This window comes from Streptomyces sp. NBC_01474, assembly GCF_035918215.1.
GTDB lineage: Bacteria > Actinomycetota > Actinomycetes > Streptomycetales > Streptomycetaceae > Streptomyces > Streptomyces aureus.
The window spans coordinates 7,552,483-7,568,753 of the sequence record NZ_CP109449.1 but is presented as its reverse complement, the minus strand read 5'-3'; the positions used below and the strand labels follow the sequence as shown (position 1 = coordinate 7,568,753).

General features: G+C 71.2%; 17 protein-coding genes. 8 read left to right on the top strand and 9 right to left on the bottom strand.

Annotated features, from left to right (window positions below; genetic code table 11):
• Positions 1–60: 60 nt before the first annotated feature.
• From OG758_RS34460 to OG758_RS34440, 5 genes are all read right to left on the bottom strand, one after another.
• Entirely contained in the window at positions 61–264 is a 204-nt protein-coding gene (locus OG758_RS34460) for a cold-shock protein (RefSeq protein ID WP_042152846.1), read from the bottom strand.
• A 199-nt stretch (positions 265–463) separates the two neighbouring features.
• Positions 464–1,621 carry an acetyl-CoA C-acetyltransferase gene (locus OG758_RS34455; RefSeq protein WP_326713486.1) on the bottom strand — a complete coding sequence of 386 codons (1,158 nt, stop codon included), beginning with the start codon at positions 1,619–1,621 and terminating at the stop codon, positions 464–466.
• A 13-nt stretch (positions 1,622–1,634) separates the two neighbouring features.
• Positions 1,635–2,255, bottom strand: coding sequence for a TetR/AcrR family transcriptional regulator (locus OG758_RS34450; protein WP_116502637.1), 621 nt, complete (start codon positions 2,253–2,255; stop codon positions 1,635–1,637).
• A 36-nt stretch (positions 2,256–2,291) separates the two neighbouring features.
• On the bottom strand, positions 2,292–3,077 hold the full coding sequence (locus OG758_RS34445) for an SDR family oxidoreductase (RefSeq protein WP_326713485.1): 786 nt from the start codon (positions 3,075–3,077) through the stop codon (positions 2,292–2,294).
• The gene (locus OG758_RS34440) at positions 3,074–4,216 is read right to left on the bottom strand and encodes an acyl-CoA dehydrogenase family protein (protein ID WP_326713484.1); all 1,143 of its coding nucleotides are present in this window, start codon (positions 4,214–4,216) and stop codon (positions 3,074–3,076) included. The genes OG758_RS34445 and OG758_RS34440 overlap by 4 nt, the downstream gene beginning before the upstream one ends.
• A 47-nt stretch (positions 4,217–4,263) precedes the next feature.
• Between OG758_RS34440 and OG758_RS34435 the strand changes: the two genes are divergently transcribed.
• The 3 genes from OG758_RS34435 to OG758_RS34425 are packed head-to-tail and all read left to right on the top strand — an operon-like array spanning position 4,264 to position 7,261.
• Positions 4,264–5,157 (top strand): enoyl-CoA hydratase, encoded by an 894-nt coding sequence (locus tag OG758_RS34435; RefSeq protein ID WP_326713483.1) that lies wholly within the window; start codon positions 4,264–4,266, stop codon positions 5,155–5,157.
• Positions 5,157–6,299 carry an acyl-CoA dehydrogenase family protein gene (locus OG758_RS34430; protein ID WP_326713482.1) on the top strand — a complete coding sequence of 381 codons (1,143 nt, stop codon included), beginning with the start codon at positions 5,157–5,159 and terminating at the stop codon, positions 6,297–6,299. Before OG758_RS34435 ends, OG758_RS34430 begins: the two co-directional genes overlap by 1 nt.
• Positions 6,299–7,261, top strand: coding sequence for an acyl-CoA dehydrogenase family protein (locus tag OG758_RS34425; protein WP_326713481.1), 963 nt, complete (start codon positions 6,299–6,301; stop codon positions 7,259–7,261). The genes OG758_RS34430 and OG758_RS34425 overlap by 1 nt, the downstream gene beginning before the upstream one ends.
• A 697-nt stretch (positions 7,262–7,958) precedes the next feature.
• Here OG758_RS34425 and OG758_RS34420 read toward each other — a convergent pair.
• Genes OG758_RS34420 through OG758_RS34410 form a run of 3 tightly spaced genes read right to left on the bottom strand, consistent with a single transcriptional unit; the run spans position 7,959 to position 11,186 of the window.
• The gene (locus tag OG758_RS34420; RefSeq protein ID WP_326713480.1) at positions 7,959–8,525 is read right to left on the bottom strand and encodes a HutD/Ves family protein; all 567 of its coding nucleotides are present in this window, start codon (positions 8,523–8,525) and stop codon (positions 7,959–7,961) included.
• Positions 8,526–8,568: 43 nt separating this feature from the next.
• Positions 8,569–9,606: an acyl-CoA dehydrogenase family protein gene (locus tag OG758_RS34415; RefSeq protein WP_326713479.1), complete on the bottom strand. Its 1,038-nt coding sequence runs from the start codon at positions 9,604–9,606 to the stop codon at positions 8,569–8,571.
• Positions 9,603–11,186: a FadD3 family acyl-CoA ligase gene (locus tag OG758_RS34410; RefSeq protein ID WP_326713478.1), complete on the bottom strand. Its 1,584-nt coding sequence runs from the start codon at positions 11,184–11,186 to the stop codon at positions 9,603–9,605. Before OG758_RS34410 ends, OG758_RS34415 begins: the two co-directional genes overlap by 4 nt.
• Before the next feature lie 109 nt (positions 11,187–11,295).
• Here OG758_RS34410 and OG758_RS34405 point away from each other — a divergent pair, with 109 nt between their 5' ends.
• Positions 11,296–11,847, top strand: a complete 552-nt coding sequence (locus OG758_RS34405) for a flavin reductase family protein (RefSeq protein ID WP_326713477.1) — start codon at positions 11,296–11,298, stop codon at positions 11,845–11,847.
• Here the strand turns inward: OG758_RS34405 and OG758_RS34400 are convergent.
• On the bottom strand, positions 11,772–12,377 hold the full coding sequence (locus OG758_RS34400) for a helix-turn-helix transcriptional regulator (RefSeq protein ID WP_266565347.1): 606 nt from the start codon (positions 12,375–12,377) through the stop codon (positions 11,772–11,774). The genes OG758_RS34405 and OG758_RS34400 overlap by 76 nt on opposite strands.
• Before the next feature lie 88 nt (positions 12,378–12,465).
• Between OG758_RS34400 and OG758_RS34395 the strand changes: the two genes are divergently transcribed.
• The 4 genes from OG758_RS34395 to OG758_RS34380 all read left to right on the top strand — a co-directional run bounded on the left by OG758_RS34395 (position 12,466) and on the right by OG758_RS34380 (position 16,259).
• The gene (locus OG758_RS34395; protein ID WP_326713476.1) at positions 12,466–13,599 is read left to right on the top strand and encodes an LLM class flavin-dependent oxidoreductase; all 1,134 of its coding nucleotides are present in this window, start codon (positions 12,466–12,468) and stop codon (positions 13,597–13,599) included.
• Complete coding sequence (locus OG758_RS34390; RefSeq protein ID WP_326713475.1) at positions 13,596–14,324, top strand: glucose 1-dehydrogenase; 729 nt, start codon at positions 13,596–13,598, stop codon at positions 14,322–14,324. The genes OG758_RS34395 and OG758_RS34390 overlap by 4 nt, the downstream gene beginning before the upstream one ends.
• A complete protein-coding gene (locus OG758_RS34385; protein ID WP_326713474.1) occupies positions 14,321–15,271 on the top strand; it encodes an alpha/beta hydrolase in 951 nt (316 codons plus the stop codon). The genes OG758_RS34390 and OG758_RS34385 overlap by 4 nt, the downstream gene beginning before the upstream one ends.
• A gap of 73 nt (positions 15,272–15,344) precedes the next feature.
• Positions 15,345–16,259, top strand: a complete 915-nt coding sequence (locus tag OG758_RS34380; protein ID WP_326713473.1) for a rhomboid family intramembrane serine protease — start codon at positions 15,345–15,347, stop codon at positions 16,257–16,259.
• The last annotated feature ends 12 nt before the right edge of the window (positions 16,260–16,271 follow it).

Sequence of the window (16,271 nt, the reverse complement as noted above, 5' to 3'; positions counted from 1 at the left end):
GCACCTTCGCGGTGCGGACCCCGGCCGTGGGGTGCGTGATCCTTGGGATCAAGCGGTGTTTCAGGCGGGGAGGATGTTCTCCGCCTGGGGGCCCTTCTGGCCCTGCGTGACGTCGAACGTCACCTTCTGGCCCTCCTGGAGCTCACGGAAGCCCTGGGTGGCGATGTTCGAGTAGTGGGCGAAGACGTCGGCGCCGCCGCCGTCCTGCTCAATGAAGCCGAAGCCCTTTTCCGAGTTGAACCACTTCACGGTTCCGGTGGCCATAACAATCTCCTTTACTGGGGCGGTACGGAAATCCGAGTCCTTCGAATCTCCAGTCGCACCATTGAGCCCCATCCGGAGTTGGCCCGGAGGACCGGCCGGAAAACAATAATGCGCCTGAGGAACATTCCCGTCAGGCGCACATAAAGTCTATGGGTACCAAAACTGCAACGTCGTCGACCTTAGCACGACCCTCACGGGACTAGAGACGCTCGATGATCGTGACGTTCGCCTGGCCACCTCCCTCGCACATCGTCTGCAGTCCGTAGCGTCCGCCCGTGCGCTCCAGCTCGTGCAGCAGCGTCGTCATCAGTTTCACGCCCGTCGCGCCGAGGGGGTGCCCGAGGGCGATCGCTCCCCCGTTCACGTTCACCCTCTCCGGGTCCGTGCCCGTCTCCTTGAGCCAGGCGAGGACCACGGGGGCGAAGGCCTCGTTGATCTCGACGAGGTCGATGTCGTCCATGGACAGGCCGGTCTTCTTCAGCGCGTACGCCGTCGCGGGGATCGGCGCGGAGAGCATGCGGATGGGGTCCTCGCCGCGTACGGAGAGGTGGTGGACGCGGGCGCGCGGGGTGAGGCCGTGCTCGCGTACGGCGCGCTCCGAGGCGAGGAGCATCGCGGCGGCTCCGTCGGAGACCTGCGAGGAGCAGGCCGCGGTGATCGTGCCGCCCTCGACGACGGGCTTGAGGCCCGCCATCTTCTCCAGGGTGGTGTCGCGGCGGGGGCCCTCGTCCACGGTGACGTCTCCGTAGGCGGTGGTCTCGCGGGCGAAGCGGCCCTCGTCGATGGCCCGGATCGCCCGCTCGTGGGAGCGCAGGGCCCACTCCTCCTGGTCACGGCGGGTGATGCCCCACTTGCGGGCGATGAGCTCGGCGCCGTGGAACTGGTTCACCGGCTGGTCGCCGTAGCGGGCGCGCCAGCCCTCACTGCCCGCGTACGGGCCGTCCGTCAGGCCGAGGGGCTCGGCGGCCTGACGGGAGGCGTAGGCGATGGGGATCTGCGTCATGTTCTGGGTGCCGCCGGCGACGACGAGGTCCTGGGTGCCGGACAGGACGCCCTGCGCCGCGAAGTGCACGGCCTGCTGTGACGAACCGCACTGGCGGTCGATGGTCACGCCGGGGACCTCCTCCGGGAGGCCGGCGGCGAGCCAGGCCGTCCGCGCGATGTCACCGGCCTGCGGGCCCACCGTGTCGAGGCAGCCGAAGACGACGTCCTCGACGGCGGCGGGGTCGATCCCGGAGCGGGCGACGAGCTCCTTGAGGACGTGCGCCCCGAGGTCGGCGGGGTGGGCGGCGGCGAGGCCTCCCTTGCGCCGTCCGACGGGGGTGCGGACCGCTTCGACTATGTAGGCCTCGGCCATGACGGGTTTCCCTTCAGGGTTGGGTGACGCGTACGGCGATGCCGTCCAGGACCATCGAGAGGTACTGGCGGGCGATCTCCTCGGGGCTGTGCTGTCCGCCGGGGCGGTACCAGGACGCGGCGACCCAGACGGTGTCGCGGACGAACCGGTAGGTGAGCCGGATGTCGAGGTCGGCGCGGAACACCTCGGCGGCGACGCCGCGCTCCAGGGTGGAGAGCCACGCCTTCTCGAACTTGCGCTGGGAGGCCGCGAGGAACTCGAAGCGCTCCTGGACGGCGAGGTGCTTGGACTCCTTCTGGTAGATGGCGACGGCGGCGCGGTGCCGGTCGATCTCGCGGAAGGACTCGGTGACGAGGGCCTCCAGGGTTTCCCTGGGGCCGAGCCGGGAGTCGAGGACGGAGTCGTATCCGTGCCACAGCTCGTCGAGGAAGGTCCGCAGGATCTCTTCGAGCATCGACTCCTTGGAGTCGAAGTGGTAGTAGAGGCTGCCCGCGAGCATGCCCGCGTGGTCGGCGATCTTGCGGACGGTGGTGGCGTTGTACCCCTGGGCGGCGAAGACCTCGGCCGCGGTGTCGAGGAGTTCGCGGCGGCGCTCGGGCGAGGCGGTCACCTGGGGCTTCTTCTTGGTAGGCACGGGTCCATTGTCGTCCTCGCCGGCGCGGCGGCGGCGCTACGCATGCCGGCTGCTGACGGAGACGACCTCGCCCGTCATGTACGAGGAGTAGCCGGACGCCAGGAACACGATCACGTTGGCGATCTCCCAGGGCTCGGCGTACCGGCCGAAGGCCTCCTTCTCGGTGAGTTCGGCGAGGAGTTCGGCGGAGGTGACCTTCACGAGGTGGGGGTGCATGGCGAGGCTGGGCGAGACCGCGTTGACCCGGACTCCGTACGCGGCGGCCTCGATCGCGGCGCACCGGGTGAGGGCCATGACGCCCGCCTTGGCGGCGGCGTAGTGGGCCTGTCCGGCCTGGGCGCGCCAGCCGACGACGGACGCGTTGTTCACGACGACGCCGTGGCGGCCGGTGTCACGGAAGGCGCGCAGGGCGGCCCTGGTGCACCGGAACGTGCCGTTCAGGGTGACATCGAGGACGCGGGACCACTGGTCGTCCGTCATGTCGACGAGGTCCGAAGTGCCGCCGAGACCGGCGTTGTTGACCACGATGTCGAGGCCGCCGTGCGCCTCGGCGGCCAGCGCGAACAGGGCCGCGACCTGTTCCTCGTCGGTGACGTCGCAGGGCAGTGAGGCGACGTTCGCCGCGCCGAACTCGTCGGCGAGCGCCTGTTCGCTCTCCTTGAGCCTGCGGGCGTGCGCGTCACTGATGAGGACGCGGGCACCCTCTTCGAGGAACTTGCGTGCCGTCGCGCCGCCGATCCCGGCTCCGGCGGCCGCGGTGATGACGGCCGTGCGGCCCTTCAGCAGGCCGTGACCGGGCACGTACTCGGGCTTCGCGCTCATACCCGCGCCTCCTTGGGCAGGCCGAGCAGGCGCTCGGCGACGATGTTCTTCTGGATCTCATCGGATCCGGCGTAGATGGTGTCGGCGCGGGAGAAGAGGAACAGCCGCTGCCAGTCGTCGAGTTCGTAGGGTTCACCGGCGGCGATCGTGGACGCGGCGCCGCACACGTCCATGGCGAGCTCACCGAGACCGCGGTGCCAGGCAGCCCAGTGGAGCTTGCCGACGGAGGGGTCGACGCCGCGCCGGGCGGAGGCCGCCATGGCCTCCAGGTCGATCCAGGCCTGGACGAGGCGGTCGCGGATCAGGGGGTCGGAGATCGCGCCGTTCTTCCTGGCCAGCTCCGCGAGTGCGTCCCATTCACGGCGGAATCCGACCTGCTGGCCGAGGGTGGAGACGCCACGCTCGAAGCCGAGGGTGGCCATCGCGATCCGCCAGCCGTCGCCGGGCTCGCCGACGACGTGGGACGCGTCGGTGCGGGCGCCGTCGAAGAACACCTCGTTGAACTCGCTGGTGCCGGTGAGCTGCACGATGGGCCGCACCTCGACGCCCGACCGGTCCAGGGGCACGAGGAGATAGGACAGGCCCGCGTGCCGCCGCGAGCCGGGTTCGGTGCGGGCGACGACGAAGCACCACTGCGCATCATGGGCGAGCGAGGTCCAGATCTTCTGACCGTCGACGACCCACTGCGAACCGTCGGGCGACAGGGCGCCTCTCGTGCGGACGTTCGCCAGGTCGGAGCCCGCGTCCGGCTCGCTGTAGCCCTGGCACCACAGCTCCTCGACGGCGACGATCGGCGGCAGGAAGCGCTGCTTCTGCTCCTCCGTACCGAAGGCGATGAGCGTCGGTCCGAGGAGCTGCTCCCCGATGTGGTTGACCCGGGCGGGCGCGTCCGCGAGCGCGTACTCCTCGTGGAACGCGATCTGCTCGTCGAGACTCGCGCCGCGACCGCCGTGCTCGACGGGCCAGCCGACGCAGGTCCACCCGTGCGCCGCCATGTGCCGCTCCCAGGCGAGCCGTCCTTCGAACGCCTCGTGCTCACGGCCCGGCCCGCCACGGCCCCTCAACTCGGCGAACTCCCCTACGAGATGGTCCGCGAGCCAGGCCCGGATCTCGGCGCGAAACTCCTCGACGCTGCTCATGGACGTACGTTAACCTACCAAACACTTGTTAGGGAAGGAAGTTTCCGATGCCCGCAGCCCACGACAGCCCCGAGCGCGTCGCGCAGGACGGCCCCGAGCCCGCCCCGACCGAGCCCGTCCTGTACGAGCGCCGCGGCCCGGTCGCGTACGTGACGATGAACCGTCCGCGGTACCGCAACGCGCAGAACTCGGCGATGACCTACGCCCTGGACGCCGCCTTCTACCGCGCGGCCGACGACCCCGACGTCAAGGTCGTCGTCCTGGCCGGCGCGGGTGACCACTTCTCCGCGGGGCACGACATCGGCACCCCGGAGCGGGACGCGCATCTGCCCTTCGAGCGGCGGGCCGGGCTCTGGTGGGACCACTCGGACAAGCAGGGCGCCGAGTCGCGGTTCGCACGCGAGTCGGAGGTGTATCTCGGCATGTGCCGGCGCTGGCGCGAGCTGCCGAAGCCGGTGATCGCCTCGGTCCACGGGGCGTGCGTCGCGGGCGGACTGATGCTCGCGTGGGTCTGCGACCTGATCGTGGCCGCCGACGACGCGTTCTTCGCGGATCCCGTCGTGCGCATGGGGATCCCCGGCGTCGAGTACTTCGCGCACCCCTGGGTGATGCCGCCGCGCGTCGCCAAGGAGTTCCTGTTCACCGGCGACCGGATGAGCGCCCGCCGGGCCTACGAGGTGGGGATGGTCAACCGCGTCGTACCGCGCGGCGAACTGGCCGCGACGACGGACGAGCTGGCGCTGCGCGTCGCCGAGATGCCGCGGCTCGGGCTCGCCCTCACCAAGCGGGCGGTGAACCAGGCGGAGGACCTTCAGGGCCTGCACGCGGGCATGGACTCCGTGTTCGGCCTGCACCATCTCGCCCACGCGCACAACGCGGAGACGGCGAAGGACTCCCTCGGCGGCATGGACGTACGCGCGATGAAGGAGGCGAACGCCTGATGGACCTCGACTTCACGCCCGCCGAGGACGCGTTCCGCGCCGAGGCACGCGAGTGGCTTGCCGCACATGTCCCGGGTGAGCCGCTGCCGTCCCTGGAGACCGAGGAGGGGTTCGCCGCGCACCGCACCTGGGAGGCCGAGCTCCACGCCGGCCGCTGGTCGGTGGTGTCCTGGCCCGAGGAGTACGGGGGACGGGGCGCCGACATCTTCACGTGGCTGCTCTTCGAGGAGGAGTACTACGCCACGGGCGCCCCGGGCCGTGTTTCGCAGAACGGCATCAACCTGCTCGCGCCGACCCTCTTCGACCACGGCACCCCCGAGCAGCGGGCCCGGGTGCTGCCGTCCATGGCGAGCGGCGAGACGATCTGGGCCCAGGCCTGGTCCGAGCCCGAGGCCGGTTCCGACCTGGCGTCCCTCAAGTCCAAGGCCGTGCGCACCGAGGGGGGCTGGCTGCTCTCCGGGCAGAAGACCTGGTCGTCGCGGGCCGCGTTCGCCGACCGGGCCTTCGGGATCTTCCGTACGGACCTGGACGCGCCCAAGCCCCATCAGGGCCTGACCTACCTGATGTTCGACCTGCGCGCGCCCGGGGTGACCGTGCGGCCCATCGGGCGGCTCGACGGCAAGCCCGCGTTCGCCGAGCTGTTCCTCGACCGTGTCTTCGTGCCCGACGCGGACGTCATCGGTGAGCCTGGCAACGGATGGCGGATCGCGATGTCCACCACGGGGAACGAGCGGGGGCTCACGCTGCGCTCCCCCGGGCGCTTCCTCGCTTCCGCCGACCGGCTCGTGCGGCTGTGGCGCGAGTGCGGGGAGGACGCGGGCACTCGCGATCGCGTCGCCGATGCGGTGATCGGGGCGCGTGCGTACCAGTTGTTCACGTACGCCAACGCGTCGCGGTTCGCGGCCGGCCAGACGATCGGCGCCGAGTCCAGTCTGAACAAGGTGTTCTGGTCGGAGTACGACATCGCTCTGCATGAGACCGCGCTCGATCTCCTCGGCGCGGGCGGGGAGTTGGCCGACGACGGAGGGTGGGGCGAGGGGTACGTCTTCTCGCTTGCCGGGCCCATTTATGCGGGGACCAACGAGATCCAGCGCGACATCATCGCCGAGCGGCTGCTCGGCCTGCCGAAGGGACGGCGCTGATGAGGTTCCTCCTCGACGCGGAGCAGGCCGAGTTCGGGCGCACGCTCGATCGGCTTCTGGGCGCCGCGGATACGCCCACTGTGATCCGGGCCTGGTCGTCCGGCGACCATGGGCCCGGGCGGGCTTTGTGGGAGCGGCTCGGCGGGACGGGGGTCTTCGCGCTCGGCGTTCCGGAGACGTTCGACGGGGCCGGGTTCCTACCGGTCGAACTGGCCCTCTCCTATGTGGAGTTGGGGCGGCACGGGGTGCCTGGGCCTGTGGTGGAGACTGCTGCCGTTGCGCGACTGTTGGGTTGTCTGCCTGAGGTCGCCAAGGAATGGCTCCCCCAGATCGCCTCCGGGGACGCGGTCGTTTCCTTGGGTGTGGACTCCTCGTACGTCCTTGACGCGGATTCCGCCGACGCCGTCTTCGTCGTCAGCGGTGACGAGCTACGGCTCGTCTCCGGCGGCCACGGGCCCCTGCTGCCGTCCGCCGATCCTGCGCGCCGGCTCTACGCGCCTGCGGACGGCGGGACGCTGCTCGCGCGCGGGCCGGACGTGCGGGACGCGGCGGCGCGGGCCGTGGACCTGGCCTCGCTCCTCACCGCCGCGCAGTCGCTCGGCGTGGGGCTCTCCCTGCTGCACCGGACCGTCGAATACGTCACACAGCGCACCCAGTTCGGCGTCCCCATCGGCTCATTCCAGGCCGTGAAGCACCGGCTCGCGGACGCGCTCACGGGGCTGGAGTTCGCGCGGCCGCTGGTGTTCGGGGCGGCGCTCTCGCTTGCGCCCGGGGACATCGCGGCGGCGAAGGTCGCTACGGGCGAGGCGTCTTACGCGGCGGCGCGGGCTGCGCTCCAGCTCCATGGGGCGATCGGGTACACGCAGGAACTGGACCTGTCGCTGTGGCTGCGCAAGGCTCGACCGCTGCGGGACGCTTGGGGGACGCCTGCGGCTTGCCGGGCTCGGGTGCTGGGGGGCTGACGCGCTCCGGTGCCGGGTTCGGCCGTGGTTCGGTGCGCCTCGCGGCCTCGGTCGTGGGGCGTCTCGCCGTTTGGGGCTGCTGCGTCTCGGCGTTCGGGAGTGCGGCACCGTTCTTGGTGCGTCTCGCCGTTTGGCGGTTCGGCGCCACTCTTGGTGCGTCTCGCCGCTGAGGGGTGCGGGGACGCGGCGGGATGTACGTGCTCGCCGTTCTATGGGTTCTGGGCACCAGAGGGTTGCGTCCCGAGCGCTCCCTGGGGTGGCTCCGCGCGCACATCCCGCCACGTCCCCTCCCGTCGGGGGCGGCTCCCGGCCGGTGGGGGTCTGGGATTTTCCTGTCGCGGTGGCCGTCCCGTACGCCGGGTGTGACCAAGTGGCCCCGCGCGCGCATCCCGCCACGTCCCCTCCCGTCCGGGGCGGCTCCCGGCCGGTCGGGGTCTGGGATTTTCCTGTCCCGGTGGCCGTCCCGTACGCCGGGTGTGACCAAGTGGCCCCGCGCGCGCATCCCGCCACGTCCCCTCCCGTCCGGGGCGGCTCCCGGCCGGTCGGGGTCTGGGATTTTCCTGTCCCGGTGGCCGTCCCGTACGCCGGGTGTGACCAAGTGGCCCCGCGCGCGCATCCCGCCACGTCCCCTCCCGTCCGGGGCGGCTCCCGGCCGGTCGGGGTCTGGGGTTCATGTCGCGGCTTCTCGTATGCCGGGTCAGGGGAACGTGACTACGGCGGTGCGCCCTCTGGCGTGCAGGGCTGCCGTACCGGTGGGGGAGTCCATCAGCGCTGCGTCGTACTGGTCGAGCGTCACGTCGGCGATGTCGGCGCCCTGTTCGTCGAGGGCTACCACCAGGGCCTTGCCGGTAATGGTGAGGCGGCCTCGGACCACTGCCACCGACGGGGGCGCGCCCGCTCCCCTGCGCCACATGACGTTGAAGTTCACCACCGGGCCGTCGATGAGGTGGCAGTCGGTCGGGACGTCTCCGCGGAAGTCCTGTGGCACGTAGCGCTCGTCCACGGTTCTGTGTTCGCCGCCGAGCGTCAGTTCCATCCCGGCGCCCTCGACCATCGTCAGGGTCCGGTCGACTTCGGGGAACGCCGAGAACGGGCCGTCGCCCTCGACGTCCGCGAGGCTCACCCGCCACACGAAGTCGTCCGTCCCCGCGTCCGGTGGCGACGCCGCGATGTTGCGGGTGACCCCGCCGCCGTTCTTCCAGGGCGCAGCCGTCCGTTCCGCCGCGGGCAGCAGCCGTACGCCGTTGTCAGTGATCCCGGGCATTGGGCGGCTCCGATGGTGCTGTCGTGTGGCGGGCGTGCCGAGGCTACGCCACTGGGGTCAGGTCCAGCCTGTCGGCGAGCCGTCGGCGGTGTGCCGACGGGGCGCCGAAAAGATGGCCGCCCGAGTGAGCCCGCTTCAGGTGGCGGTGGGCCTCGTGTTCCCAGGTGATGCCTATACCTCCGTGCAGCTGGATCATCTCGCCGGCCACGTGCTCGTATGCCTGGGAACAGGCGGCTTTTGCCGCTGCCGCCAGGTGGGGTGCGGCGTTGGAGTGCGCGGCCGCCAGTGCCAGTGAGCGTGCCGCCTCCAGTTGGACGTGCAGGTCGGCTATCCGGTGTTTGACCGCCTGGAACGAGCCGATGGGCCGCCCGAACTGCACTCGGTCCTTGGCGTACTGGATGGTGTCCGCGAGTGCCCGGGTCGCGGCGCCGGTCTGTTCGGCCGCCAGCGCTGTGCAGGCGAGGTCCCGTACTCGGGACAGGACACGTTCGCCGTCGGCTGCGAGGATCTTGGCCGGGGACCCGTCGAAGGTGACTCGGGCCTGGGGGCGGGTCTGGTCCATGGTGGGCACGGGCGTGAACTCGGCTTCGGGGAAATCGACTTGGAACAGTCCGAGCCCGCCTTCGCCTCGGGCCAGGACCAGCAGGGTGTCCGGGCGTCCCGGGCCCGTCAGGACGTGCTGCTTCACTCCGGTCAGCCGGCCCGCCCGGACCCGGGCGTTCATCGCCTCCGGCTCCCAGCTTCCGTCCTCCGCCCAGGCCAGCGCTCCCACCGCGGTGCCGTCGGCGAGCTCGGGGAGCAGCTCCGCGCAGGCCCGCGCGTTGCCGGACGCGAGCAGCGCCTGTGTGGTCAGGACGGTGGAGGCCAGGTACGGGACCGGGCTGAGTGCCCGGCCCAGCTCCTCCATGACCACGTACGTCTCCACCGTGCCGCCGCCGTACCCCCCGTACTCCTCCGGCACCCCGAGGCCCGCCGCGCCGACCGCCTCGGTGAGCGGGCCCCACGCGGCCGCACCCTCGTGCCGGGTCAGCACCGCCCGTACGGCCGAGCGCAGTTCGTCCTGTTCCCTGGTGAAATTCATCCCCGGTCTCCTCTTGCCTTGCTGCGCAGCGCGCCTTTCAGGAGCTTGCCGCCCGCGTTGCGCGGCAGCTCGCGGACGGTCACGAAGCGGCGCGGCACCTTGAAGTTGGCCAGGCGCTCGCGCGTCCATGCGGTGAGCTGCTGTGCGTCCACGGGTCCGGATACGACGATGAACGCGACACCTACCTCGCCCAGCCGTTCGTCCGGGGCGCCGACCACGGCCGCGTCGACTATCAGTTCGTGGCCCAGGAGGGTGTTCTCGACCTCGGCCGGGTATGCGTTGAACCCGCCCACGACGTACATGTCCTTGAGCCGGTCCGTGATGGTGAGGAAGCCGCGGTCGTCGAGCGTGCCGATGTCGCCCGTGCGGAGCCAACCGTCCTGGCGGAGTGCCTCACGGGTTGCTGTTTCGTCGTCCAGGTAGCCGCGCATCACGTGGTAGCCGCGCACCTGTACCTCGCCCGGTTCACCGGCGGGCAGTTCGCCACCCAGCGGTGAGGCGATCCGGATCTCGGTGCCGGGCAGCGCGCGGCCCACCGTGTGCGCGACCGTCCACGCGTCGGCGTCGGTGGGGCAGACGGAGACGACGCCGCCCGACTCGGTGAGTCCGTACGCCGTGAACACGTCGGGGGCGCCGAGTTCCGTGCGGATCAGTTCGACCAGTTCGGTCGGGACGGCGGCGGCGCCGGTTCCGGCGAGCCGCAGCGCTGCGAGGTCCGCTTCGCTCCGGTGGGGGTGGTGGATCAGGCCGTGGAACACCGTCGGCGGGCCCATCAGGCAGGAGACGCGTTCGGCGGCGATGCGCTCCAGGACGCGGTCGGCGTCGTAGACCTCCTCGGGCAGCATCGTGACGCCGCGCAGCAGGCAGGCGATGATGCCCGCCTTGTAGCCGAAGGTGTGGAAGAACGGGTTCAGCAGGAGGTAGCGGTCGCCGGTTCTCAGGGTGACCTGGTGCGACCACTCCTCGTAGAGGCGGACCGTCTGTCCGTGGGTCGTCATCACACCCTTGGGGCGGCCCGTGGTGCCGGAGGTGTAGAGGATGTCGCTGAGGTCGTCGGGGCCCACGGCGGCGGCGCGGGCCAGGCGTTCGGTGTCGGTGACTCCTTCGCCCGCCTTCAGGTACGTCTCCCATGCGAGAGCGTCGTCGTGTGCGTCGCCGCGGAGGACGACCACGGAGCGCAGGGCGCCGAGGTCCTCGCCGCTCGCGCGGAGTGTGTGGACGTAGTCGGTGCCGAGGAAGCCGCGTTCCGTGAAGAGGAGTTCGGCGCCGCTGCGGCGGATGATGTCGGCGGCCTCGGCCGCCTTGTAGCGCGTGTTGACCGGGACGAGGACCGCCCCGGCGCCGACCGCGCCCAGTGCGGCGAGGATCCACTGACGGCTGTTGGCGGCCCAGATCGCGACGCGGGTGCCGGGGCGTATGCCGTGCGCGACGGCGGCGCGCGAGGCCGCGGCGATCTCGTCGCGCAGCCGGCTGAAGCTCCAGCGGACCTCGCCGTCGGCGAGCGCCTCCCGGTCGCCGAACGCGGCGGCGGCGTATTCGGGGAGCTGGGCGAGCGTACGCGGTGGGGTGGTGCTGGTCACGAACCCTCCCTGTGATCAGGGGTACTTGACGTGCGAGCGTGGCCGGTATCCAATCACAGGTGTTTCGGTTAGGCATATACCTAGTAGGCACATTCCTTGGAGGCCTCGCATGCCGATCCCCACCCACCCGGCCACCTCGGCCGAGGACCTGAAGTCCGCCCTCGCCGGTTTCTGTACGGGCGTCGCGGTCATCACCGCACTCGACGGAGACGGCCGGCCCGCAGGCATGGCCGTGCAGTCGTTCTCGTCGGTCTCGCTCGACCCGCCCCTGGTCTGCTTCTGCCCGGCGCACACCTCGACGACCTGGCCGCGGATCAGGGCGGCGGGCCGGTTCGCCGTCAACGTCCTCGCCGAGGACCAGAGCGAGCTGTGCCGGCGCTTCGCGGTGACGGGCGGCGACAAGTTCGCCGGCACGCCCTCGCGGCCGGGCGGCAACGGCGCGCCTCTGCTCGACGGGGCGCTCGCCACGATCGAGTGCGAACTCGCCGACGTGCTCGACGGCGGCGACCACGCCATCGCGCTCGGCCGGGTCACCTCACTGACCACGCACCGCGAGGCGGGGCCGCTGCTCTACTTCCGGCGCGCCTACGGGCGCTTGCCGCGCTCCAGCTCCTCGATGTCCGCGAGCATGGCGTCGGCGAGGTCGCGCTCGGACGCGTAGTACCGCTCGGCCCACTTGAGCGTGAGCGTGGGGTACGTCCAGGCCTCGTTGGCCTTCGCGCCCTCCACGTCCTCCTCCGCGCGCACCCGCATCGTCTCGGCGAACTCCCGGTGGCGCGCGAGCACTTCACGCATCTGCTCGCCTTCGAGCAGGTGCCCGAGCCAGAGCCGCAGCATGGGCCCGTGCTTGAGGACGGGCGGGTCGACGGGCGCCTCGCGCGCCCAGGTCCGCACGGCCTCCATGCCCTCGTCGGTGATCCGGTAGACCCGCTTGTCGCGGGTGCCGGTCTCCTGCGCGACCATCCGCGAGGTCGCGTAACCGGCCTTCTCCAGGCGCTTGAGCTCGCTGTAGATCTGGCTGAACGACGGGCTCCAGTAGAAGAAGCGCAGGGACCAGTCGGACCACTTCTTCAGGTCGTAGCCGGACAGCTCCTCACCGAAGGAGAGCAGTCCGAGCACCGCCCAGCTGGTCGCCGGGAGTGCGGGGCGCTCCGCGCCGGCCGCGTCGTCTACCGCCTTCTTCTTCACCACGCACGCAGTCTACGTAGCCCCTTCCCTCGCGATGCGTATGCCTGCTAGAAGTATTCCTATTAGAAACACATCACTCGGGAGGATCCCCGTGAAGTTCTCCATGATCTTCGAGGCTCAGCTCGCCGACCCGACGCCAGAGAACGAGCGCCAGGTCCTCAAGGACTGCGTCGAACAGGCCGTGTTCGCCGAGGAGATGGGCTTCGACCGCATCTGGGCGGTCGAGCACCACTCCCTCACCCAGTACGCGCACATGAGCGCGTCCGAGATCTTCCTGACCTGGGTCGCGGCCAGGACGTCCCGGATCCGCATCGGGCACGGCGTCGTCACGATGCCCTTCGGCTACCAGCACCCCGTCCGCGTCGCCGAGCGGGCCGCCATGCTCGACTCGCTGACCGGCGGCCGCGTCGACATCGGCGCGGGTCGCGGCGCGACGAAGCAGGAGATGCGGATGTACGGGGTCCGCCCCGAGGACACGTATCCGCAGATGGAGGAGGCCCTGCGGATCTTCTCCTCGGCCTGGCGCGAGGAGCAGTTCGAGTGGCACGGCTCGATCGACATCGGGCCCGGCGCGATCCTGCCCCGCCCGGTGCAGAACCCGCACCCGCCGCTCTTCATGGCCTGCTCCAAGCACGACACGCTCAAGCTCGCGGCCGAACTCGGCATCGGGGCCCTGGTGATGGGCTTCGCCGGCGCCGACGACGTCCGCACGATGCGGAAGGTCTACGACGAGGCCATCGCGACCCGCACCGGCGAACGCTTCGTGTCCACCGAGGTCAACGACCACCTCTCGGCGCTCTGCCCGACGATCGTCCTCGACGACGCCGACCTCGCCCTGCGCCTCGGCACGCGCGGCCAGCGCTTCTTCGCCGAGTCGATCGCGCACTGGTACGGGAACGCGCCCGCGCCCACTTCCTACGCGGAGTCCGAGGACACGGCCGACCACGTGGCCGCGATGGCCAGGGACCGCGAGGAACTCGTCGCCAAGCTGCACGAGGCGAACATCCCGGCACGCCCGGTCGACACCGGCACCTACAACGCCGAACACGCCTACGGCTCCGCGGACACCGCGATCTCGTACGTCGAGCAGCTGCGCGAGATCGGCGTGGACGAGGTGATGTGCCTGATCCAGATGGGCACGGTCCCGCAGGAGGCGTGCATGGAGACCATCCGCCAGTGGGGCGAGAAGGTCATCCCGCGCTTCCGGGCGCTGGAGGCGAAGTGACGGTCTCACTGGACGGCAAGGTCGTTGTCATCACGGGCGCGGGGCGCGGGCAGGGCGCGGCGGAGGCCGCTCTCGCCGCGGCGGCCGGCGCGCGGGTCGTGGTCACGGACGTGCGGGAGGAGGAGGGCACCGAGGTCGCCAAGTCGCTCGGCGAGCAAGGGCTGTTCGTGCGGCACGACGTGTCGGACCCGGACAGCTGGGGCGAGGTCGTCGATGCCACGCTCGGCGCCTTCGGACGCATCGACGCGCTGGTCAACAACGCGGCACTGTGGCGCACCGCCCCGGTCGAACGGGAGAACCTGGAGAACTTCGAGCAGCTGATCCGGGTCAATCTCCTCGGCCCGTTCCTCGGCATCCAGGCCGTGGTGCCCGCGATGAGGGAGGCGGGTGGCGGATCGGTCGTCAACGTCTCGTCGACGGCGGGTCTCATAGGCATCCCCGGCCACGCCGCGTACGGCTCCACGAAGTTCGGCCTTCGCGGCCTGACCCGGTCCTCGGCGCTCGACCTGGCGGGGTACGGGATCCGCGTCAACTCGGTGCACCCGGGCGCCATCGACACGCCGATGATTTCCGGGGTGTCCGGCAAGGACTGGTCGCATCTGCCGCTGGGCCGGATGGGCCGCCCCGAGGAGGTCGGTGAGCTGGTCCTGTTCCTGGCGTCGGACGCCTCCTCGTACATCACCGGCACGGAGTTCACGGTGGACGGGGGGTCGACGGCGGGATGACGGCGCACGACCCCCTCACCCCGCAGGCGCGCACCCTGTGCGACGCCATGTCGGCCACGTTCCCCGACCCGGCCGACGGCCCCCTCGAAGCGGACGCCCTGCGGGCCGCCGCGCGGGCGGGGCTCGGGAAGCCGGCCGTGCCGATGCGGTCGGTGACCGAGCGCCGGGTGTCCGCGCCGGATCTCGACGCCCCCGTCCCCGTACGGATCTACGAACCCGGGTCCGACGGCCCGCGCCCGCTCGTGGTGTTCCTGCACGGCGGCGGGTGGGTGCTCTGCGATCTCGACACGCACGACGGGCTCTGCCGCCGACTCGCCGCGCTGTCCGGTGCGTCGGTGGTCTCCGTCGACTACCGGCGGGCCCCCGAACACCCCTTCCCGGCCGCCTCCCACGACGCGTACGCCGTGGCGCGGTGGGCCGCCGCGCACGCGCGGGAACTGGGGTGCGACCCGGACCGGCTGTTCGTCGCCGGGGACTCCAGCGGCGGGAACCTGGCCGCCGCCGTCGCGCAGCGGGCCCAGGGCGATCCAGAGGGGCCGGCGATCGCGGGCCAGTTGCTGCTGTACCCGGTGCTCGACCACCGGCTCGGCGGCGAGTCCCCGGTGGCGTTCGAACGGGGGTTCTTCCACACGACGGCTCATATGCGCTGGTACTGGGAGCAGTACCTCGGCGCCGGCGGCGATCCCGTCGCCGCCTCGCCCGGGCTCGCACCCGACCTCGACGGGCTGCCACCCGCCCTCGTGCTCCTCGCGGACTGCGACCCGCTGCGCGACGAGGGTCTCGCCTACGCGCGGCGGCTCACGCGGGCCGGGGTGCCTGCGGAGGTGGCGCTGTATCCGGGGGTGTTCCACGGGTTCCTGGGCGCGGCCGGGTTCCTGCCCGAGGCGGACCTGGCGCTCGCCCGGGCCGCCGCCTGGCTGACCCACACCCCGGGCACCGGCGCCTGACGGCGTTCGCTATTTTGTTCGCCGCCGTCCCCACCGGCTCTGTCCCCCTCCCCGAACCTCAGAGGAGCCGGCCGTGGAAGCCGAGTCCCAGCCCGCCACGACCCCCGCGGTCACCACCTGCTACCGCCATCCCAAGGTGGAGACCTACGTCGGCTGCACCCGCTGTGAGCGGCCCATCTGCCCCGACTGCATGCGGTCGGCGGCCGTCGGCCACCACTGCCCCGACTGCGTGAAGGAGGGCGTCCGCTCGGTCCGCCAGGCCCGCACGGTCTTCGGCGGACGGGTCTCGGCCGTCCCGCTCGTCACGTACGTCCTGATGGGCCTGAACATCGTGACCTACCTCGCCGAGATGGTGCGCCCGGCCGTCGTGGACCGGTTCGGGATGCTGGGCGCGGGGCTCGTCGGCCCTGACGGCGGGCATTACGTGTACCAGGACGGGTTCCCGGCCGACTTCCACGCGGAGGGGGTGGTGGCGGGCGAGTGGTACCGGATGATCACCGGCGCGTTCCTCCACATGCCGGCCACCGAGGGCGTCTTCGGGATCCTGCACATCCTGTTCAACATGTACTCGCTGTGGAACCTCGGCCGCGTCGTCGAGACGCAGCTAGGCCGCGTCCGCTACCTCGCCGTCTATCTCCTGTCCGCGTTCGGCGGCTCCGTGCTCGTCTACCTGATCGCCCCTGGCACCCTCACGGTCGGCGCGTCGGGTGCGATCTTCGGGCTCGGCGCCGCGTACTACGTGATGGCGCGGCGCCTGGGCGCGGACATGAGCGGCGTCAACCGGTTCATGGCGTACTTCCTGCTGTGGATGCTGATCTCGGCCGGATTCGCCTCCTGGCAGGGCCACTTGGGCGGCCTGCTCACGGGCGGCGCGGCGACCCTCGCCCTCGCGTACGCGCCCCGCGCCCGCCGCACCCTGGTACAGGGCTCTGCGTGCGCGGGGTTGTTCGTACTCCTTATGGCGCTGACGTTCCTCAAGCAGCCGTAGAACGGGCGAACA

Coding starts and splice junctions, on each gene's coding strand:
- OG758_RS34425 (WP_326713481.1), top strand. CDS start 6,299: ATGAGGTTCCTCCTCGACGCGGAGCAGGCCGAGTTCGGGCGCACGCTC.
- OG758_RS34440 (WP_326713484.1), bottom strand. CDS start 4,216: ATGAGCAGCGTCGAGGAGTTTCGCGCCGAGATCCGGGCCTGGCTCGCG.
- OG758_RS34460 (WP_042152846.1), bottom strand. CDS start 264: ATGGCCACCGGAACCGTGAAGTGGTTCAACTCGGAAAAGGGCTTCGGC.
- OG758_RS34430 (WP_326713482.1), top strand. CDS start 5,157: ATGGACCTCGACTTCACGCCCGCCGAGGACGCGTTCCGCGCCGAGGCA.
- OG758_RS34455 (WP_326713486.1), bottom strand. CDS start 1,621: ATGGCCGAGGCCTACATAGTCGAAGCGGTCCGCACCCCCGTCGGACGG.
- OG758_RS34385 (WP_326713474.1), top strand. CDS start 14,321: ATGACGGCGCACGACCCCCTCACCCCGCAGGCGCGCACCCTGTGCGAC.
- OG758_RS34420 (WP_326713480.1), bottom strand. CDS start 8,525: ATGCCCGGGATCACTGACAACGGCGTACGGCTGCTGCCCGCGGCGGAA.
- OG758_RS34435 (WP_326713483.1), top strand. CDS start 4,264: ATGCCCGCAGCCCACGACAGCCCCGAGCGCGTCGCGCAGGACGGCCCC.
- OG758_RS34405 (WP_326713477.1), top strand. CDS start 11,296: ATGCCGATCCCCACCCACCCGGCCACCTCGGCCGAGGACCTGAAGTCC.
- OG758_RS34415 (WP_326713479.1), bottom strand. CDS start 9,606: ATGAATTTCACCAGGGAACAGGACGAACTGCGCTCGGCCGTACGGGCG.
- OG758_RS34445 (WP_326713485.1), bottom strand. CDS start 3,077: ATGAGCGCGAAGCCCGAGTACGTGCCCGGTCACGGCCTGCTGAAGGGC.